The 18,341-nt window shown below is 64.2% G+C and carries 15 protein-coding genes and 3 tRNA genes; 17 read left to right on the forward strand and 1 reads right to left on the reverse strand.

Annotated features, from left to right (window positions below):
- The 7 genes from JS536_RS01770 (at position 1) to dapC (ending at position 5,508) form a co-directional block, all read left to right on the forward strand.
- Positions 1-72: transfer RNA gene (locus JS536_RS01770), tRNA-Thr, on the forward strand.
- 4 nt (positions 73-76) lie between these two features.
- Positions 77-150, forward strand: a tRNA-Met gene (locus tag JS536_RS01775).
- A gap of 65 nt (positions 151-215) precedes the next feature.
- Positions 216-383: a 50S ribosomal protein L33 gene (gene rpmG / locus JS536_RS01780; protein WP_007053013.1), complete on the forward strand. Its 168-nt coding sequence runs from the start codon at positions 216-218 to the stop codon at positions 381-383.
- Between the two features lie 291 nt (positions 384-674).
- On the forward strand, positions 675-1,910 hold the full coding sequence (locus tag JS536_RS01785; protein ID WP_346427450.1) for a UDP-N-acetylmuramate dehydrogenase: 1,236 nt from the start codon (positions 675-677) through the stop codon (positions 1,908-1,910).
- A 183-nt stretch (positions 1,911-2,093) separates the two neighbouring features.
- The gene (locus JS536_RS01790) at positions 2,094-3,620 is read left to right on the forward strand and encodes an amino acid permease (protein WP_214355551.1); all 1,527 of its coding nucleotides are present in this window, start codon (positions 2,094-2,096) and stop codon (positions 3,618-3,620) included.
- Between the two features lie 233 nt (positions 3,621-3,853).
- Positions 3,854-4,174, forward strand: a complete 321-nt coding sequence (gene fdxA, locus JS536_RS01795) for a ferredoxin (protein ID WP_109057874.1) — start codon at positions 3,854-3,856, stop codon at positions 4,172-4,174.
- Positions 4,175-4,323: 149 nt separating this feature from the next.
- Positions 4,324-5,508, forward strand: coding sequence for a succinyldiaminopimelate transaminase (dapC, locus tag JS536_RS01800; protein WP_214355552.1), 1,185 nt, complete (start codon positions 4,324-4,326; stop codon positions 5,506-5,508).
- Positions 5,509-5,732: 224 nt separating this feature from the next.
- Here dapC and dinB read toward each other — a convergent pair whose 3' ends face one another.
- On the reverse strand, positions 5,733-7,007 hold the full coding sequence (dinB, locus tag JS536_RS01805) for a DNA polymerase IV (RefSeq protein ID WP_214355553.1): 1,275 nt from the start codon (positions 7,005-7,007) through the stop codon (positions 5,733-5,735).
- A 181-nt stretch (positions 7,008-7,188) separates the two neighbouring features.
- On the opposite strand from dinB, the gene JS536_RS01810 reads away from it, so the two are divergent.
- The 10 genes from JS536_RS01810 to rpsI all read left to right on the forward strand — a co-directional run bounded on the left by JS536_RS01810 (position 7,189) and on the right by rpsI (position 18,127).
- A complete protein-coding gene (locus JS536_RS01810) occupies positions 7,189-8,136 on the forward strand; it encodes an EamA family transporter (RefSeq protein WP_214355554.1) in 948 nt (315 codons plus the stop codon).
- Positions 8,137-8,574: 438 nt separating this feature from the next.
- Positions 8,575-8,665, forward strand: a tRNA-Ser gene (locus JS536_RS01815).
- 301 nt (positions 8,666-8,966) lie between these two features.
- On the forward strand, positions 8,967-10,016 hold the full coding sequence (locus tag JS536_RS01820; protein ID WP_214355555.1) for a hypothetical protein: 1,050 nt from the start codon (positions 8,967-8,969) through the stop codon (positions 10,014-10,016).
- A gap of 520 nt (positions 10,017-10,536) precedes the next feature.
- On the forward strand, positions 10,537-11,919 hold the full coding sequence (locus JS536_RS01825; protein ID WP_214355556.1) for a CapA family protein: 1,383 nt from the start codon (positions 10,537-10,539) through the stop codon (positions 11,917-11,919).
- A 166-nt stretch (positions 11,920-12,085) separates the two neighbouring features.
- The gene (locus tag JS536_RS01830; protein WP_214355557.1) at positions 12,086-13,126 is read left to right on the forward strand and encodes an NAD(P)-dependent oxidoreductase; all 1,041 of its coding nucleotides are present in this window, start codon (positions 12,086-12,088) and stop codon (positions 13,124-13,126) included.
- Positions 13,127-13,188: 62 nt separating this feature from the next.
- Positions 13,189-13,830, forward strand: coding sequence for a YigZ family protein (locus JS536_RS01835; protein ID WP_214355558.1), 642 nt, complete (start codon positions 13,189-13,191; stop codon positions 13,828-13,830).
- A 10-nt stretch (positions 13,831-13,840) separates the two neighbouring features.
- Positions 13,841-14,491 (forward strand): AbrB family transcriptional regulator, encoded by a 651-nt coding sequence (locus JS536_RS01840; RefSeq protein WP_214355559.1) that lies wholly within the window; start codon positions 13,841-13,843, stop codon positions 14,489-14,491.
- A gap of 158 nt (positions 14,492-14,649) precedes the next feature.
- Positions 14,650-16,815, forward strand: coding sequence for a 4-alpha-glucanotransferase (gene malQ, locus JS536_RS01845; RefSeq protein ID WP_214355560.1), 2,166 nt, complete (start codon positions 14,650-14,652; stop codon positions 16,813-16,815).
- A gap of 348 nt (positions 16,816-17,163) precedes the next feature.
- Positions 17,164-17,613, forward strand: coding sequence for a 50S ribosomal protein L13 (rplM, locus tag JS536_RS01850; protein ID WP_029679968.1), 450 nt, complete (start codon positions 17,164-17,166; stop codon positions 17,611-17,613).
- A 22-nt stretch (positions 17,614-17,635) separates the two neighbouring features.
- Positions 17,636-18,127: a 30S ribosomal protein S9 gene (gene rpsI / locus JS536_RS01855; protein WP_003829868.1), complete on the forward strand. Its 492-nt coding sequence runs from the start codon at positions 17,636-17,638 to the stop codon at positions 18,125-18,127.
- The last annotated feature ends 214 nt before the right edge of the window (positions 18,128-18,341 follow it).

Here is an 18,341-nt window from a genome sequence, read left to right on the forward strand (position 1 = left end):
GCCCCGATAGCTCAGTGGTAGAGCACTTCCTTGGTAAGGAAGAGGTCGTGAGTCCAATTCTCACTCGGGGCTCTCTGGCGGGGTAGCTCAGCTGGCTAGAGCGTACGACTCATAATCGTAAGGTCAAGAGTTCGAGCCTCTTCCTCGCTACAAATTGCGCCCGCTGTTACAAGTGGGCGCGTCCATTAGACCTAAGAACACAGAGGTGAATGAGAATGGCTAAGAGCGCCGACATCCGTCCGGGCATCACGCTGGCCTGCACCGAGTGCAAGGAGCGCAACTACATTACGACGAAGAACCGTCGTAACACGCCTGATCGTCTCGAGCTCAAGAAGTTCTGCCCGCGCTGCGGCAAGCAGACCGTGCACCGCGAGACTCGTTGATCGCAAGCATCAAGCTTCAAACCCGACCATCTGGTCGGGTTTTTTTATTTTCCGCTCCCATCTCAAAGCTGCGTCATGTATCATGCGCAACTAGTAGCTGGGGTCTTGGTGGATGTTGTAAGACCGTAGGCTTGGCTGCTGAGCCGTTAAATGAATAGTCCAGTGGACTATTCATAGGCGAAGTGAGCGGCTGCGCCGCGAAGGCCGACGTCGAGTCGGCTCCTTGAGTGTGTCGCACAACATCCACCAAGACCCCGGCGTCAACTCCGACAATCAGATCCACATAGGATAATCACCATGACCAGCTTTGCAGACATCACCACCATGGGCGTCGGCGGCCCCATCGCCCACTTCATCGAACCCACCACGCGCGTGGGCCTCATCGAGGCCGTCGAGGACGCCGACTCCAAGGGCCTGCCGCTCGTGGTCATCGGCGGTGGCTCGAACATGCTGGTCTCCGACGAGCCCTTCAACGGCGTGGTGGTGCGCGACGCCCGCCGCCTCATCACGGTCCCGGACGAGGCCGCCCCCGTGGAAGGCGAGGACCGTACCGTGCACGTCAACGCCGAGGCCGGCACGAACTGGGACGACTTCGTGGCCTTCACCGTCCAGATCGGCCTTGAAGGCGTCGAGGGCCTTTCCGGCATCCCCGGCACGGTGGGCGCGTCCGTGGTGCAGAACATCGGCGCCTACGGCCAGGAAGTGGCCACGTCGGTCGAATCCGTGGAGGTCTGGGACCGCGAGACCAAGACCACGCGCGACCTCACCCCGGTCGACCTCAAGTTCGGCTACCGCTACTCCGCGCTCAAGGCCAGCATGTACGAGGCTCCCGGCAAGCCGGCGGACCGGTTCTTCCCGACCCCGCGATACGTGGTTCTGTCCGTCACCTTCGCGCTGACCCACTCCGCCGAAGGTACCGTGGGCTACGGCCAGCTCGCCAAGGCGCTCGGCGTCGAGGTGGGCGACCGCATGGCCACCAAGGCCATCCGCGAGGTCGTGCTCAAGGTGCGTGCCGCCAAGGGCATGCTGGAGGATCCCACCCGTTACGCGCTGCCCGCCATGGACGGCACCAAACGCGAGTCCAACATCCTGGCCGATCTCAAGCGTCTGGCCGCCGTCAACGAGGAGGCCGGCATCCCGCTCGGCGGGGACGGCCTGCCCGCGCCCGACCACAACCGTCACAGCTGCGGCTCGTTCTTCATGAACCCGATCCTGCCCGCGGACCAGGCGGATACCCTGCCGGAGGACGCCCCGCGCTTCTCCGCCACGCTGCCGGACGGCACGCCGGGCGTCAAGACCTCCGCAGCCTGGCTCATTGACCACGCCGGCTGCCACAAGGGCTACCGTGCCGCACAGGACGCTCCCGCCAGCCTGTCCACCCAGCACACGCTGGCCCTCACCAATCGCGGGGGAGCGACGGCCGCCGACGTCGAGGCGTTGGCGAAGTCCGTGCAACAGGCCGTCAAGGCCGCGTTCGGCGTGGACCTGGTCCCCGAACCGGTGTGCGTCGGCGTGCTCACCCGCTGAACCTCCGTTTGACCCCTGTTGAACCTTGGCGGACGCCGGACATCGGTCGAATCGTCCACAATCCGACCGATGCCGCCCATCTCGCCCGCCTAGGAAGTAATAGACAAGTCACATGGCCTCTCCTATACTCGATTCTCGATGTTTTGCGCGCACCCGGCGTGCTCAGGAAAGAAAAGGGAAGCCATGCAACTGTTCCGAACGAAATCCGTCGAACAGACCATTGCCGAAACAGGTGAAGAGGGCCGCAAGCTCAAGCGCAACCTGACTTGGTGGGATCTGTCCATTATGGGCGTGGCCGTCGCGGTCGGCGCCGGCATCTTCTCCGTGGGTGCGCAGGCCGCCGCCTTCCACGCGGGCCCGGCCGTGATCATCAGCTTCCTGATCGCCGGCGTCGTGTGCGGCGCGGCCGTGATGTGCTACGCCGAGTTCGCCTCCATGATTCCGGTGGCCGGCTCCGCCTACACCTTCACGTACACCACCGTGGGCGAGATCATGGCGTGGATCATCGGCTGGGATCTCATCCTGGAGATGCTCATGGCCGGTTCCGTGATCTCCAAGTACTGGGGCGTCTACCTCAACGACTTCATGCGGCTGATGGGCTGGAACTTCAACACCAACCTCACGTTCGGCTCCTTCCACATCGATGTGGCCCCGATCATCATCGTCGCCTTCTTCACCACCCTGCTCGTGTTCGGCACCAAGATCGGCGCCCGCGTGGACGGCGCGATGACCGTGCTCAAGATCGCCATCGTGTTCTTCGTGGTGATCGTGGGCTTCTTCTACGTCAAGGCCTCCAACTTCACCCCGTTCATCCCGCCGGCCGAACCGGCCTCCTCCGTGGCCAGCTCCTCCGCCGTCTCCGGCGTGATGGGCCAGCCGCTGTGGCAGTGGGCCACCGGCATGGTCCCGTCCATCTACGGCGTGCCCGGCATCCTCTCCGGCGCGGCGCTCGTGTTCTTCGCGTTCATCGGCTTCGACGTGGTGGCCACCGCCTCCGAGGAGACCAAGGACCCGCACAAGAACGTGCCGCTGGGCATCGGCGTGGGTATGGCCCTCATCATCGTGATGTACATGCTCGTGGCCATCGTGACCACCGGCATGGTCTCCTACAAGGAACTCGCCCAGCAGGACAGCCCGTCACTGGCCACTGCGTTCGAGCTGGTGGGAGCCAACTGGGCCGCCAAGATCATCAGCTTCGGCATCGTGCTGGGCCTGGCCACCGTGGTGATGGTGCTGCTGCTCGGCCTGACCCGCATCGTCTTCGCCATGAGCCGTGACGGCCTGCTGCCGCGTAGCCTGTCCAAGACCGGCAAGCACGGCACCCCGGCCGGCCTGCAGATCGCCGTCGGCGTGGTGGTGGCCCTCGTGGCCGCCCTGTTCGACATCGGCGTGCTCTCCGACATGGTGAACATCGGCACGCTGTCCGCCTTCACGCTCGTGGCCATCTCCATCCCGATCATGCGCAAGAAGCGCCCCGACCTGCCGCGCGCCTTCAAGATCCCCGGCAACCCGTGGGTTCCGATCTTCATCGGCCTGGCGAACCTGTGGCTCATGCTCAACCTCACCGTGCTCACCTGGATCCGTTTCCTGGTGTGGCTGGTCGTCGGTTTCGCCATCTACTTCGGCTACGGCTACCGTCACGCGCGTCTCGGCACCGGTGACCTGAGCGAGGAGCTGTCCGAGGAGACCAATCAGGCCATCAACGGCTGATTGACGTCTGCTTTGCTTGCTCTCTAGGGCTTCCCTCCCATCACGGAGGGAAGCCCTTTTCGTTCCTTTTCGTGGCTCCCCTTGTCAGGGGAGCTGTCGCCGGAGGCGACTGAGGGGTAGTCTCCGGCGACATGTGAACAGCGTGTGTGAAAGGATTCTCCGCCCTGACATCGTGTCAACGAGTCCGACCGCGAGACTATCCTTGAAACCAGCTTTATTTCAAGGAGGATTCCATGCCATACGTTGTCGCTCAGCCTTGCGTGGACGTCAAGGACAAGGCCTGCGTGGACGAGTGCCCGGTCGACTGCATCTACGAGGGCTCCCGTTCGCTGTACATCAACCCGAACGAATGCGTCGACTGCGGCGCATGCGAGCCCGTGTGCCCCACCGAGGCCATCTTCTACGAGGATGACCTGCCGGAGGAGTGGGCCTGGTACAAGGACGCCGCCGCCAACTTCTTCGCCGAAGTGGGCGATTTCGGCGGTGCCTCCGCCCATGGCCCGATCGGCAAGGATCCGGAGCAGGTGGCCGCGCTGCCGCCGCAGAACCAGTGAGCCAGCCTGGGCCTGCGTGACTGATGCAAGCTTGATGTGCATCTGATGCGCGCACGACTGCCGCATTCCGACGCATAACGAACCCCCGACCCATCCCGGCCGGGGGTTCGTCGTATCTTAGGTAGGTACTTGCCACAGAAAGGGTTCCCATGGGCTTCCACGCATATTCCTCCCCGTACGACTGGTCCCGCATCGCCGGCTTCAAGGCCACGGCCAAGGCGGCGCCGGGCGGCATGGTCGACCTGTCCGTAGGCTCGCCCGTGGATCCCGTGCCCGACTCCGTGCGCGAGGCGTTGTCCGCCACGTCCGATGCGGCCAACGCCCATGGCTACCCGGTCACCGTCGGCACCGCGGACCTCAAGGCCGCCATCGACACCTGGTTCCGCACCATGCGCGGCGTGGACCTGAAGTCCATCAACGCGGCCGCCGTGCCCACCGTGGGTTCCAAGGAGGCCGTGTCGCTCATGGCCTCGCTGCTGCACCTGGGCCCGGGTGACGTGGTGGTCCAGCCCAAGGTCTCCTATCCCACGTACGAGATCGGCACCCAGCTCGCCGGCGCCACCGTGGCCAAGGTGGACGACGTCACGGACGTCGAATCCTGGGTGCATATCCCCGGTGTCAAGGCCATCTGGGTCAACTCCCCGTGCAACCCCACCGGTGAGATCATCTCGGCCGAATGGCTCGCGGACATCGTGGCCGCCGCCCGCCGCATCGGTGCGGTGGTGCTGTCCGACGAATGCTATGCGCTGATGGACTGGCGTGCCGTGCGCGATTCCGCACCCGAGGCCGAATCGAACGAGCCGGCCGCCGGCGATGGCGCCTTCAGCCTGTCCGCCGCACCCTGCGCCCTGAACCCGCACATCTGCGAAGGCTCGGCCAGCGGCATCCTGGCGCTCTACTCGCTGTCCAAGCAGTCCAACATGGCCGGTTACCGCACCGCCCTGATCGCCGGCGACTACCGTCTGGTGACGGAGATGAGCGAGTTCCGCAAGCAGATCGGCCAGATCATTCCCGGACCGGTGCAGGCCGCCATGGCCGCGGGCCTGAACGATGCGGCCTCCGTGCATGTGCAGTGGTCGCGGTACCGCCGTCGCCTGGCCGCGCTGGTCAAGGCGCTGAATGCGTATGGTTACGAGGCGTCGATGCCGGCAGGCGCGCTGTACGTGTGGGTCAAGGCCAAGTCCGGCGACTGCTGGACGGATATGGCCGAACTCGCCAAGATCGGCGTCGTTCCGAGCCCCGGCGAGTTCTACGGCGCCCCCGCCTACCTGCGGTTCTCCTCCACGGCCACCGACGAGGCCATTGACTCCGCCTGCGCCCGCCTCGCCGCGTAAGTCTTGGCTCTGTTGACATGACCTCATTCTTGGCTCCCCTTGAAGGACGCCGCCGTGGATCGGACAGTCCTGTGGACTGTCCGTAGGCGGCGTGCGAGACGATAGTCGAGCCAGCAGATTGCGAACGAAGTTCGTCATTTATTCCGGACGAGCTGGCCGCGAAGCGGACTGAGGGGTAGTCTCACGTTCTTATGCAGCTGGAGCACAGGAATGTCGCCGTTCCACTACGCCCCGAACTGCACGGCCCTGTTGCCGAACTTGCGGCGCACCGCGTCCAGCGCGGCCTCCGCATCGTGCCGTTTCGCTTCGGACGTGCGCCCGCGCACGTCATCGGCCTCCTCGAGCATGTCCTCCAATGATGGCTGCACCGCGGTGGACGCCGTCTCGCTGAGCGACGACGTGCTCATGCCGGCCAGTCGGATCAGCTTCGGCAGCGGCGTATCCGGTCCCGCAGCGGCCGGTATTCCCAGCATCGTCTTCAACTGCCGTACGCACTCGGGGTACAGCACGCCGGCCGTATCGGTCGGACGTCCCATCGTGAACGACCGGGTCTGGTAACTCAGGTCCGCGAACCGCAGCTTAACGGTGAGTGTCCGCGCCATCAGTCCCTTGCGTCGCAGCGTGCCGGCCACCTCGTCGCAGGCCGACCGCAGCAGGCCGCACACCACGCGCATGTCCCGCGTGTCCTGTGGCAGGGTGCGTTCGGAGCCGATGGACTTCTCCTCGCGCACCGTGGTGATCTCGCGCGAGTCCAGCCCGTGCGAGGCCATCCACAGTCCGCGTGCGGCGGCGGGGGAGCCGGTGGCGCGGGTCAGTGCGGTCTCGTCCATCCGTGCCAGGTCGGCCACCGAATTCACGCCCCACGCATTGAGCCGTCGTTCCAATGACGGGCCGATGCCCGGAATGCCACGCAACGGCATCATCTGCACGAATTCCGCGGACCGGGCGGCGGGGATGAGCAGCATGCCGTTCGGCTTGGCGTTGGTGGAGGCCATTTTGGCGATGAGTTTGTTGCAGGCGATACCTACCGAGCAGGTCACGTGGAACCGCGCGGACACCTGTTCGCGAATCCACGCGCCGATGGCGCTCGGCCGCTTCCATTCCAGCAGCGCGGCGGAGACGTCCATGTATCCCTCGTCCACCGAGACCTGCTCGAACCGGTCGGTGATGGTCAGGAACACCTCATGCATGATGCGATGGGACATCGCACGGTAGTAGCGCATATCCACCGGCAGAAAGACGCCGTCCGGGCACAGCTGATGCGCGCGGGTCGCCGGCATGGCCGAATTGATGCCGTATCGTCTGGCCTCGTAGCTTGCGGCGGACACCACGGCGCGCGGGCCGGTGCCGATGATCACCGGTCTGCCCTTGAGTTCGGGATGCCGTGCCACTTCCAGTGAGGCGTAGAAGGCGTCCATGTCGATGTGCAGCACCGTGCAACCGGTTTCGTCGTGCCCCCAATCGCGTTTGGCGGCGGCCAGTCTCGGTGCGGTACTCATGCACTCCATTGTAGAAGTCGGACGTATAGGCATATGGCCGTATGGCGGACTCGGCGGTTCCATGTGTGCTGCATCTGCCCACATCGTGCCCTTGTCTCACAGTCGCATCCGCAATCCGATCAATCTCATTGCCGCCCGTTCCTGTCCCTGCGCACCGAGTAGCGTGAGTCCTATGCAGCAGTTGAAGCAAGCGATAATCGGTCTTCTCAACCGGGTTCCGGTGGTGTGCATCGTGATTGGAGAGGCGCTGGTGATCTACCTTGCCACGGCCATCGCCAAACTCGCGTTCACCCAGCTCGACCCGCTGTATTCGGTCTGGTACCGCGTGGGGTTCATGGCGGTGTTGCTGTTGGTCTGGCGCCGCCCGTGGAGCGCGGCCAAGCGGGGGCTTCTGTTCCATCGGAGCGCGCGATCCTGGGGACTGGTCGTGCTGCTCGGTTGCGCATTGGTGCTGATGAACTCGATGTTCTACGTGGCCATCAGCAACATGGACATGGGCATCGCCGTGGCCATCGAGTTCCTGGGGCCGCTGTCCGTGGCGGTGATCACCGGGCGTAGCTGGCGTGAACGGCTCGGCATCGGCATCGCCGCGATCGGCGTGGTGCTGCTCGCCGGCATCTCCCTGGCGAATCCGTCCGGGCACGGCACGTTCCTGGTGGGGCTGATCGCCATCCTCATCGGCGGGTCGATGTGGGGCGTGTACATCGTGACCGGCCGACGTGTGGCGGCCGGCGGCAACTCGCTGGACAATCTGTGCATCGCCGTGACCATCGGCTGGCTGGTGCAGTCGCTGTTCCTGGCCGTGCCGGCGGTCAAACATGTGATTTGGCCCAAGCCGGACGCCACGTGGGCGCTTGAGCCTGGCGGTTCGCTGAAGCTGCTGGCGCTGCTGTTCGTGATCTCCCTGATGGCCTCGTTCATTCCGTACGTGATCGAGCAGATCACATTGCGCCGTACCACGTCCGGCGCGTTCTCAGTGATGCAGTCCATCAACCCCGCGATGGCCGTGGCCGTGGGGCTCGCGTTCGGTGAGATTCCGAACGTGGGGGAGATCATCGGCGTGGCGCTGGTGATTTGTGCCGTGATCGTCACTTTCTCCGGGGATGCCGCGCCCGCCAGGGGCAAGTGACTTGGTTCTGTTGGATCGGGATTGACGTGTTTTTAAGCTCTGTTAAACCAAGATTGACATGGCCCTTATTCTTGGCTCCCCTTGTCAGGGGAGCTGTCGGCGAAGCCGACTGAGGGGTAGTCAGACATGGATTCATGTCAATCTTGGTTTAACAGAGCCTTTTTATTTCTCGGCCTTCCTTGTCAGGACATTGCCGTGAAGCAAACAGCGGAGCTGTTTGTAGGCAATGTGCGAGACGACAGTCGAGCCAACGGGCCTCGAACGGAGTTCGTCCTTAATTGCAGGACGAGTTGTTGGCGGAGTCGGCTTAGGGCGGTCCAGCAGAATGAGCCAATGGCATTGTTCGATGCCGCGCGACAGGCGCGAACGACATCCACGGTTCACGATATCCGCAAAGTGTGGTACAGTGTTTTGCTGTTGCGCTTCAATGCTCAACACGGAGTCATGCCTGAGTGGCCGATAGGGGCACCCTGCTAAGGTGTTAGTCGCTTTTCGCGGCTCGAGGGTTCGAATCCCTCTGACTCCGCCACCAAGGGTTTCCGGGAAAACCGGAAACCCTTTTCTCGTCTTGGAACCGTTGAAACCGTCTGAAATGGCCAGCCATCTCTCAAACCCTCACTATGTATGCGGCTGGACGAAGGGTCCGCATACATAGTGACGTTTCGCATGTCCAAATCCTCACTATGTATGCGAGGGCATGGTTGAAGCGCATACATAGTGAGGGTTTGAATCACCGGTTTGAAATGTTTGAAATGAACGAGACATGCACGGTGCGTGGCCGTTGGCTGTGCCGGCAGAATGCCGATGCCAAGCGGGAATAGCATGGACGCATGGAAGGCCGATACCCCATCAACGCCGATGTCGCATCCGATACGTTCGATGCAAACGTTGCGTTCGACGCAAACGATACGTCCGCCGCGAATGATGCATCCGCTGCGAACGCTGCGGTCCAGGAGCGCGACTGGGCCGCGCTCCGCCGCATCCGTGCCAAGGCGCTGATCTGGACGGTCCTGTTCGTCATCGTGCTCGCTGCCGCCGTCCTTGCATGGTCCGCGCCAAAAGGCACCACGCTCGCAAAAGCGTACGGGTATCTGGCCATCGCCGCGCTTGCCGTGTTCATCGTCGCCGTCACATACCTGGTGGGTTGGTCGCGCGGCAGCCGTCAACTACATGCCGCGAGCACCGGCGACGAAATCTGGGCACGCTACACCCTCGAAGGTCCGGTCTTCGGCTCGATGGAGTGGTGGTGGGCCAGTCCGCCTATCAATCCCGACCTTCACCGTCGCAAGGTACTCATCGTCGGCATGCTGATGGCCGTGGTGGCTCTGGTGTTCGCCGCAGGCGGTGTCTGCGGGGCGTTGTTGTTGCCGAATCTCTTCAGTCGGGTCATGTTCGTGGCGATGGTGATGATCGCCATTCCGCCGCTTGCCGCTGCCATCGCCTCGTTCGGTTTCCTCCATAGTCCGGCGAAGGCCAATCTACGCTGGTTCCTCTATGCGCGACGGTTCTCCTTCTGGTTCACGCTGATCGCTGCGGCCATCGTGCTGCTGCTTTCCGATGAGGCCGCGCAAACGACGTCGATGCTCGGTCTCATGGCTGTGATGTGGACGCTCGTCGCCGGCGCAGCTTCGGGCATGAGCAACGCCGCGGAGACCTCGCTGATGCGTCGTGGCGCGTTCGCCGAGCAGCGATCCGGCATCGAACGCGACTTGCGACGCATGGCCGCCGCAAGCCCGCAGACCGCCTTCGACCCGACGGGCATGGATCAGGTGCGCAAACGCCGCGAGCGCAAGCTTGCCGTTCGATATGCGATCGGCGCTGTGATTTTCATCCTCATCATCGCCATCGAAGTGCTGATCAAGCTGTTGCTGAAACGGTGAGGAGTAAGGCCAGGAAAAGAACATCGGAATCATCGGACAGACGGCTGGACGCATCGATAACAAGTCCGATCGAATCCGGATGACAAGCGAGCGACGATCGAACCGCGACCATGCGAAAGCCGAATCCATCGAACCCATCGGCCCCGCGCGTTTCCGCATCATACCGCAGTACGGGGGTATTACATCACATCCAGAATGTGCGAAACAAAACCTCATCATGCATCCGCTACGAGTAGCGGAGCCGGAGGTACGCCATTGTCCGTCCGCCTCCAATCCATAACTCTAGCGGCATCGGGCCGGCGGCACGTCGAAGATGTCACGGCAAATATCGACAAATTGTCGCATATGCAGGCGGGTCCTCCCGGTCCGTCCGGTGGCTTCCGGCAACCCGTCCGCAACCCGTCCGCAACTCGTCCGTCATGCCCCCGTCGTGCGCAGGCACCGAAACATGCGCGGGCCCCGAGACACAACCAGGCGGTAGTCTGATAGTGAAAGAAGAGCCAATCGAAGGGGAAATGGCATGAGTCATATCAAAGGTCGGGGCCAGCATCGCGCAAAGCCCATAGGAACAGGTGCGTACGGTGTGACCAACGCGACGATGGCTGTCATCGTCGTGTTCATCGTGGCGCTCGCCGTGGCGTTGGGCGCCGGCATCTGGTTCGCCACCCGCGGTTCCGCATCCCCGAACGCCAACGGCGGTACCGGCGCAAACGCGAGCGCAAGCACCACCATCGAGAAACCCGAGTCCACACCCAAGCCGGTCGCCGAGCATCACGGCAACTCCCCGGACTGTCCGGACACGGACTGCATCGCCATGCTCGTCAACGGCGACCTGTTGTTCCACGAGGGCCTGTGGAGCCACTTCCAAGGTGCCAATCCCAATGCCACGGACGGCACCGCCTTCAATTTCGACCCGCTGTTCGCGCCGATGAAGCAGTACATTCAGGCCTCGGACATCGCCGTATGTGAGTTCGAGACGCCGATCGCCCAGCGCGGCGGCCCCTACGCCGCATATCCGATCTTCAACATTCCGCCGGAGGTTGCGGATGCGGCCAAGAACGTGGGATACAACGCCTGCACGCACGCCACCAACCACTCCTGGGACCAGGGTTCGGACGGCATCGCGCGCCTGTGGGACACGCTTGAGGCGGACGGCATCGCCCAGACCGGCTCGTACAAGACCGAGGCCGACTCCGAAAAGCCGCTGGTCATCGATTCGCCCACCGGCGGCGGCAAGCTGGGACTCGTGACCGGAACCGTCTCGCTCAACGGCATGACCGCCGACCACGACTGGCAGGTGGACCGCCTGCGCGAGGCCGGCGACCCGAACCACGATTCGGACATCCAGCGCGCGGTGGACAAGGCCAACAAGGCCCGCGAGCAGGGTGCGGACGTGGTGGCCATCGCCATGCACTCGGTGCAGGAATACCTCGATTACGCCGATTCGTGGCAGGTCTCCGAAGCCCACGAGCTTGCGGACACCGGCGCGTTCGACGTGATCTACGGCGCCGGATGCCACTGCGCGCAGCCCATCGAGAACTACAACGGCACCTGGATCATCTACGGCCTGGGCAACGCGGTGACCGAATCCGCCAACACCCCGGAGACGCTGGTCAACAACCAGGGCGTCACCGCGCGCATTCAATTCGCCGGCAAGAAGGGCGTCAAGGGATCCTGGCGCGTGAACCGCATCGACTGGGTGCCCACCGCCAACGTGCATCAGGGCAGCTACCAATGGTGTCCGATCTCCAGCGACCACCCCATAGGCGCCTGCTGGGACGAGGCGTACGACGCGCAGATACGCCAGCGCATCTGGAACGTCATCTACTCGATGGGCGCGGACCAGAACGTGGTGCGCGAGTGGAACATCACCCAGGAGCAGGCGGCCAAGTCCGCGCGGTAAGCGGCTGACGGCAGGTGCCGACTCCCGGAGGCTGTCGGGCGGCCCGTCCGCCATTGCGTCGGTATCCCGCCGGCCATGATTCCGGCGTATCGCAGGATGTCCGCATTGCCGCCGAACAGTAGTCGTTCCCGCCCGCTTCTCCCGCCGCCGGCCTAATGTGGTGCCCATGACCGAGATCTACGAAACCCAGCCCGAACGCACCGACCTCCCGCTCGTGGTGATGCCCGCGATCCTCGATTCGATGGTCGAACCGCTCAAGGCGCAGTTGCCCGTGCTCAAGGACGTGGCCCGCGTGCGCCTGTACCTGGACTTCACCGAAGACGCCGACCTCATCGCCGAGCGCACGGCCGACGCGGACGTGATGATCAACGGAGGCCCGCACCTGTCCGACGAGCTCCTGCGCAGACTGTCCGGCGGCGTGCGTGGCGGCGAAGGCGGCAAGGTCGGATGCATCGTCTTCTCCGGCACCGGCGTGGCCAGCTACATCAACCTCGCCCTCGCACGCGAACTCGGCGTGCGCATCTGCAACGCCGTCCACTACGGCGACAATGCGGTGGCCGAGCATACGTTCGCATTGCTGCTCGAACTGGTGCGTCACGTCGGCGAACTCAGCCGCGGCGTGAAGTCCGGCGTCTGGGCCAATCCGCACGGGGACGGCCTGCAGCTGGCCGGCCGCAGGCTCGGCATCATCGGCCTCGGCGGCATCGGCTCCACGGTGGCCCGCATCGCACGGGCCTTCGGCATGGACGTCGCCGCCTGGCGCACCAGCCAGACGCCGGCCGAACGATTCGAGGAATCCGGTGCCGCGCCCGTCGACGACCTCAACGAACTCATCGCCTCCTCGGACGTGGTCTCCGTCCACATGCCGCTCATCGACGGGGCCACGCGCGGCCTCATCACCGCGGACAACCTCGCGCACATGAAGCCGGGCACGCTGTTCATCAACACCGCCCGCGCCGAAGTCATCGCCCCCGGCGCGCTGGTCGCCCGCCTGCAGCAGGGCGACATCCCCGCGGCCCTCGACGTGTACGACCATGAGCCGCTGCCCGCCGACGATCCGTTGCGCGCCATTCCCGGCATCGTGCTCACCCCGCACGTCGGCTGGCGTACGGACGGCGCGTTCAAGGAACTCACCCGTCAGATGGTCGCGTGCATCGCCGCCTACTTCGCCGGCGACGACCTCAACGTCGTCGTCTCCGAGCGTTGAGCGTTCGTCCGCACTCATCGTCACCATCAACCGTCACTACCGCACGCAACGTACCGCAAGCCATGCAGACGATCCTCAACACCGCCGACCAGCCCGCGCACGACTCGCTGGTCGAGAAGAAATCCGAATTCATCGGCGACGCCGCGCACGTCGATTCGCTCGACGAGGCGCTCGCGTTCGTCGCCTCAATCCGCGAACAGCATCCGAAGGCCCGTCACGTGGCGTACGCCGCCGTGTGCGGGGGAGCCGACGGCCGCCTGTCCGAACGCATGAGCGACGACGGCGAACCTTCCGGCACCGCCGGCAAGCCGATCCTCGACGTGCTCAAGCAGTCCGGCACCACCGATTGCGTCATCGCCGTGACCCGCTACTTCGGCGGCATCCTGCTCGGTTCGGGCGGCCTGGTGCGGGCCTACTCGTCCGCCGCCTCGATGGCGCTGAAAACCGCGCGCGTGGCCCGCATCATGACCGCGCGACGCTACCGGATCCGCCTCGACTATCCGCAGCTGGCCCGGTTCCAGCAGATCCTCGCGCAGCTTGACGGCCGTCAAGAAGATGAGGAGTATGCGGCCGACATCCGACTCACCGCCGTGATTCCGGCCGATGCCACCGCACGGTTCGAGGAGCGCGTGCGGGAGACGTTCAACGCCGCCATTACGCCGGAACCGGTAGATATGGTCAACATCCCCGTCCCCCTTGATTAAGCTGGAGCCCATGACCGACGAAACCACCGAGCCGCAGACCGAATCCCAGGAAGCGCAGGAAGCCAAGGACTTCGAGCCGCTGACCGCCACCTACGAGCGTCTGCGCCACTCCACGGACGCCGCCGAACTGTCCGAGTTCGCGCGCCGTCCGCTGCCGGACCGCGCCAACCAGGCCGCCTTCTCCCGCGCCACCGCACTGCTGGAGGCCGTGGCCGGCAACGCGCACACCCCGGTGGAGGATCGCGTGTTCCTGGCCAGCACCATGCCGTTCCCGAACGTGCTCGTCAAGCTGTCCGAAGACCCGGACGACTCCGTGCGTCAGGCCGTGGCAGGCAACGTGGACGACAAGAACTGGCTGGTGGGCCGCCTGACCAAGGACCCGGTGCCCGCCGTGCGGGATACGGCCCTGAAGAACAAGCGCACCAGCTGGAAGATGCGTCTCGAAGGCGCACAGAACCCGGAAGTGGACGCCGAGACGTTGGACTTCCTCGGCTCCCTCGGCACCACGCTGGAGGAAGGCGCCCCCGCGGTGCTCTCCTCGATGGTGCGCCGTGCCGTGGCGCTGAATCCCAATACCTCTCAGGATATGCTCGCCAAACTCGCCGAGGACCCCTCGGATGAGGTTCGCCACGCCGTGGAAAGTCGGAAGCGGTCTGCCTGATCGGGAGACGGATGGAGGCGGCGTGGTACCTGTCTCACGCCAATCGTTCGCCATTCGGACACCGATATGGGGTGTCAGGCCCGGAATATGCCGAATTCCACCGCGTTGCTTTGCCCTCAATACGGTGTGGCGCGTCGCTTCGGCGTTAGACTGGGGCTATGAGTGAGCGCACCGAGAATGAAGTTCGATTGGCCCGTCCGCTGATTCGGCTGGCCAAATTGGTCGGTATTGGCACCAGTTACGTAGGCATGAGCCACGACTACCACGAAATCGACGACGATGTGTTGGTGGCCGTGCTCGCGGCATTGGGCATCGACGCCAGCAGCGAGAACGCTCAGGAAACCGCCATCCGTCGCATCCTGAACCGTCGTCACGGTCGTCTGGTGGCGCCCACCGTGCTCCACATCGCTGGCAAGGAAGACAAGATTTTCGTCAACACCGGCATCCTCGACGTGCCGTCCGCCAGCATTACCCTGGAGAACGGCGAACCGTACGAGGGAACCATCAAGGTCGGTCCGGGAGACGGTTCCCAGGCCTACGACCTCGACGGCACGTTCGTCTCCACCGCCGCGCTCATCATCCCCGCCGACCTGCCGGTCGGATACCACACGCTGCATGTGCGCGTGGGCAACCGCATGCAGAACGCCACCCTGATCAGCGCCCCCGACCATGTGGAACTGCTCGACCCGATGAAGGGCGGCAGCCTGTGGGGCTGGATGGCCCAGCTGTACTCGATCCGCTCCTCCGGTTCCTGGGGCGTGGGCGACTACGAGGATCTCAAGACCATGCTCGTGGACGCCAAGAAGAAGACCGGCGCGGACTTCGTGCTCATCAACCCGGTGCACGCCGCCGAACCCGTCTCGCCGCTCACCCCGTCCCCGTACCTGCCCGTCAGCCGCCGACTGGTGAACTTCACGTACATCCGCCCCGAATCGGTGCCGGAATACGCCGCGCTCGCGGCCGATGCCAAGGCCCAGGTGGACGGTCTGCACGCCGACGCCGAGGCGCTCAACGGCGACTCCCAGCTCATCGACCGCGACGCCATGTGGCGCAGCAAGATGCACGCCTTGTGGATCATCTTCAAGGCCGGCCGCTCCGCCGAGCGCCAGGCCGCATTCGAGGAGTTCAAGAAGGCCTGCGGCTCCGATCTGGAGGCGTACGCCACCTGGTGCCTGTGCTACGACAAGTGGGGTGCCCCCACCGCCGACGCGGACAACTGGGAGCGCAAGTTCAACCGTGAATCCCCCGAGGTCGCCGCACTCAAGAACCAGTTCCCGGACACGCTCGACTTCTACCGCTGGCTCGAATGGATCGCCTCCGAGCAGCTCTCCGCGGCCCAGCAGGCCGCCAAGGACGTCGGCATGCAGATCGGCATCATGAACGACATGGCCGTGGGCGTGCACCCGCTCGGCGCCGACGTCTGGTGGCATCCGGAACGCTTCGCCAAGGGGGCCACGGTGGGCGCCCCGCCGGACATGTTCAACCAGCAGGGCCAGAACTGGAGCCAGCCGCCGCTGAGCCCGATCGACCTGGAGGAGACCGGCTACACCACCTATCGCAATATGGTGCATGGCATGTTCGCCCGCGCCGGTGCCGTGCGCATCGACCACATCCTGGGCCTGTTCCGCCTGTGGTGGATCCCGGAGAACCGTCCCGCCACGGACGGCGCATACGTCTACTACGATTCCGACATCATGCTCGGCATCCTGGCTCTTGAGGCCTCCCGCACGAACGGCGTGGTGGTCGGCGAGGATCTGGGCGTGGTGCCCGAGTACGTGGCCGACTCCCTGTCCAGCCACGGCATCCTCGGCTGCGCCGTGGAATGGTTCGAGCAGCGCGACGGCGTGTTCCGCGCCCCGTCCAAGTGGCGTCCGTACGCCCTCGCCTCGGTCAACACGCACGACCTGCCGCCGGCCGCCGGATATCTGGAGTACGAGCACGTCAAGATCCGCGAGCGTCTGGGCCTGCTGACCGGCCCGTCCGAGGAGTTCGAGAAGTCCGCCAAGGCCGAGCAGGACGCCATGCTCACCATGCTGGTGGAGCAGGGCTACCTCGACGCCGACTTCGCCGAGCACCGTGAGGAGCACGAGGCGGACATCATCGATGCGCTCTACCGTGCGCTCAAGGGCTCGCCGTGCAAGCTGCTGGCCGCCTCCATCACCGACGCGGTGGGGGAGAAGCGTGCCCAGAACCAGCCCGGCACCAACAACGAGTATCCGAACTGGCGTGTGCCGCTGGCCAACGCCAAGGGCAACGTGGTGCCGCTCGAAGTGCTCTTCGACACCCCCGGCGCCCAGCGCTTCGCCGAAATCTTCAACAGCTGAAATAGAGCTCTGTTAGACCGAGATCGCCGCCGCCTTCTTTCTCGGCTCCCCTTGTCAGGGGAGCTGGCGGCGGAGCCGGCTGAGGGGTAGTCCCTCGGGTCATGTCAATCCGGCCTAGCAGGGCTTTTTGCTTCACCACGCCGCATTGCCCGATGTCAAGCCCGGCGATATACTAGTGGATTGTTGTGTTTCCCTAAGGGGTCCTTCAAAGCGCTTTCCCACTCGCCACCGAGGACTTTCAGGGAGCCCACGGATAAAGAGGTTCGACGCTTCTTGAACGCGCGCTCTGACCAAGCACACATCAAGCAGCCGAAAACCCGGAACACAATGAATAGAAAAGGTAATCCAGTGAAAACTTTCACTCCGAAGCCAGCTGATCTGACTCATGACTGGTATGTCATCGACGCCACCGACGTGGTGCTCGGCCGTCTCGCCACCCAGGCTGCAATCCTGCTGCGCGGCAAGAACAAGCCGACCTACGCTCCGCACGCCGATTCCGGCAACCACGTGATCATCATCAATGCCGACAAGATTGCTCTGACTGGCAACAAGATGGGCAAGGAACTCTACTCGCACTCCGGTCGTCCCGGTGGTTTGCGTCGTGACTCCTACGCCGAGCTGCTCGAGAAGAACCCCGAGCGCATCATCAAGAACGCTGTCAAGGGCATGCTGCCGAAGAACCGTCTGGCCAAGGTGCAGCTCGACCGTCTGCGTGTCTTCCGCGGCGCCGAGCACCCGCACACCCCGCAGAAGCCCCAGGTCTTCGAGATCGCCCAGGTCTCGCAGCAGGCCAAGTGAAACCTGAGAGGAGATAAGAATCATGGCTGAAAACACCAACGACTCCCAGGTTGTCGAGACCGAAGAGGAGCTCACCAACTACACCACCGAGACCAACGCTGGCGCTGGCACCGGCACCTCCGCGATCGAGCCGGGCTACGGCACCGGTCGCCGCAAGGAGGCTGTCGCCCGTGTCCGTCTGGTTCCGGGTGACGGCAAGTGGACCATCAACGGCCGCACCCTGGAGGAGTACTTCCCCTCCAAGCTGCTGCAGCGTGAGGTCAACTCTCCGATTGTTCTGCTCAAGCTCGAAGGCAAGTTCGACGCTATCGTCCTCGTTGACGGCGGCGGCACCACCGGCCAGGCCGGCGCTATCCGCCTCGGCGTTGCCCGCGCTCTGAACGCCATCGATCGTGATGCCAACCGCGCCGCCCTGAAGAAGGCTGGCTTCCTGACCCGCGACGCTCGCGTCGTGGAGCGCAAGAAGGCTGGTCTGCACAAGGCCCGTCGCGCCCCGCAGTTCTCCAAGCGTTAATTTCGCTTATTACTGCAATTCCGAGCACAGAAAGCCCCTTCGTGGATTCGTTCCGCGGAGGGGCTTTCCGTATTCGTATGTGATTGTCGGCAGTGGAACCACAGGAATCGCCTGGCGGGGTAATCCGGGGAGCTGACCCATCACATGCCGTGATGACTTGGGCCCTAGCGAGGCGGCTCAGGTATGTACGAACCGTTTCGCCTCGCTGAAGGGC

This window comes from Bifidobacterium sp. SO4, from assembly GCF_018555355.1.
Taxonomy (GTDB): domain Bacteria; phylum Actinomycetota; class Actinomycetes; order Actinomycetales; family Bifidobacteriaceae; genus Bifidobacterium; species Bifidobacterium miconisargentati.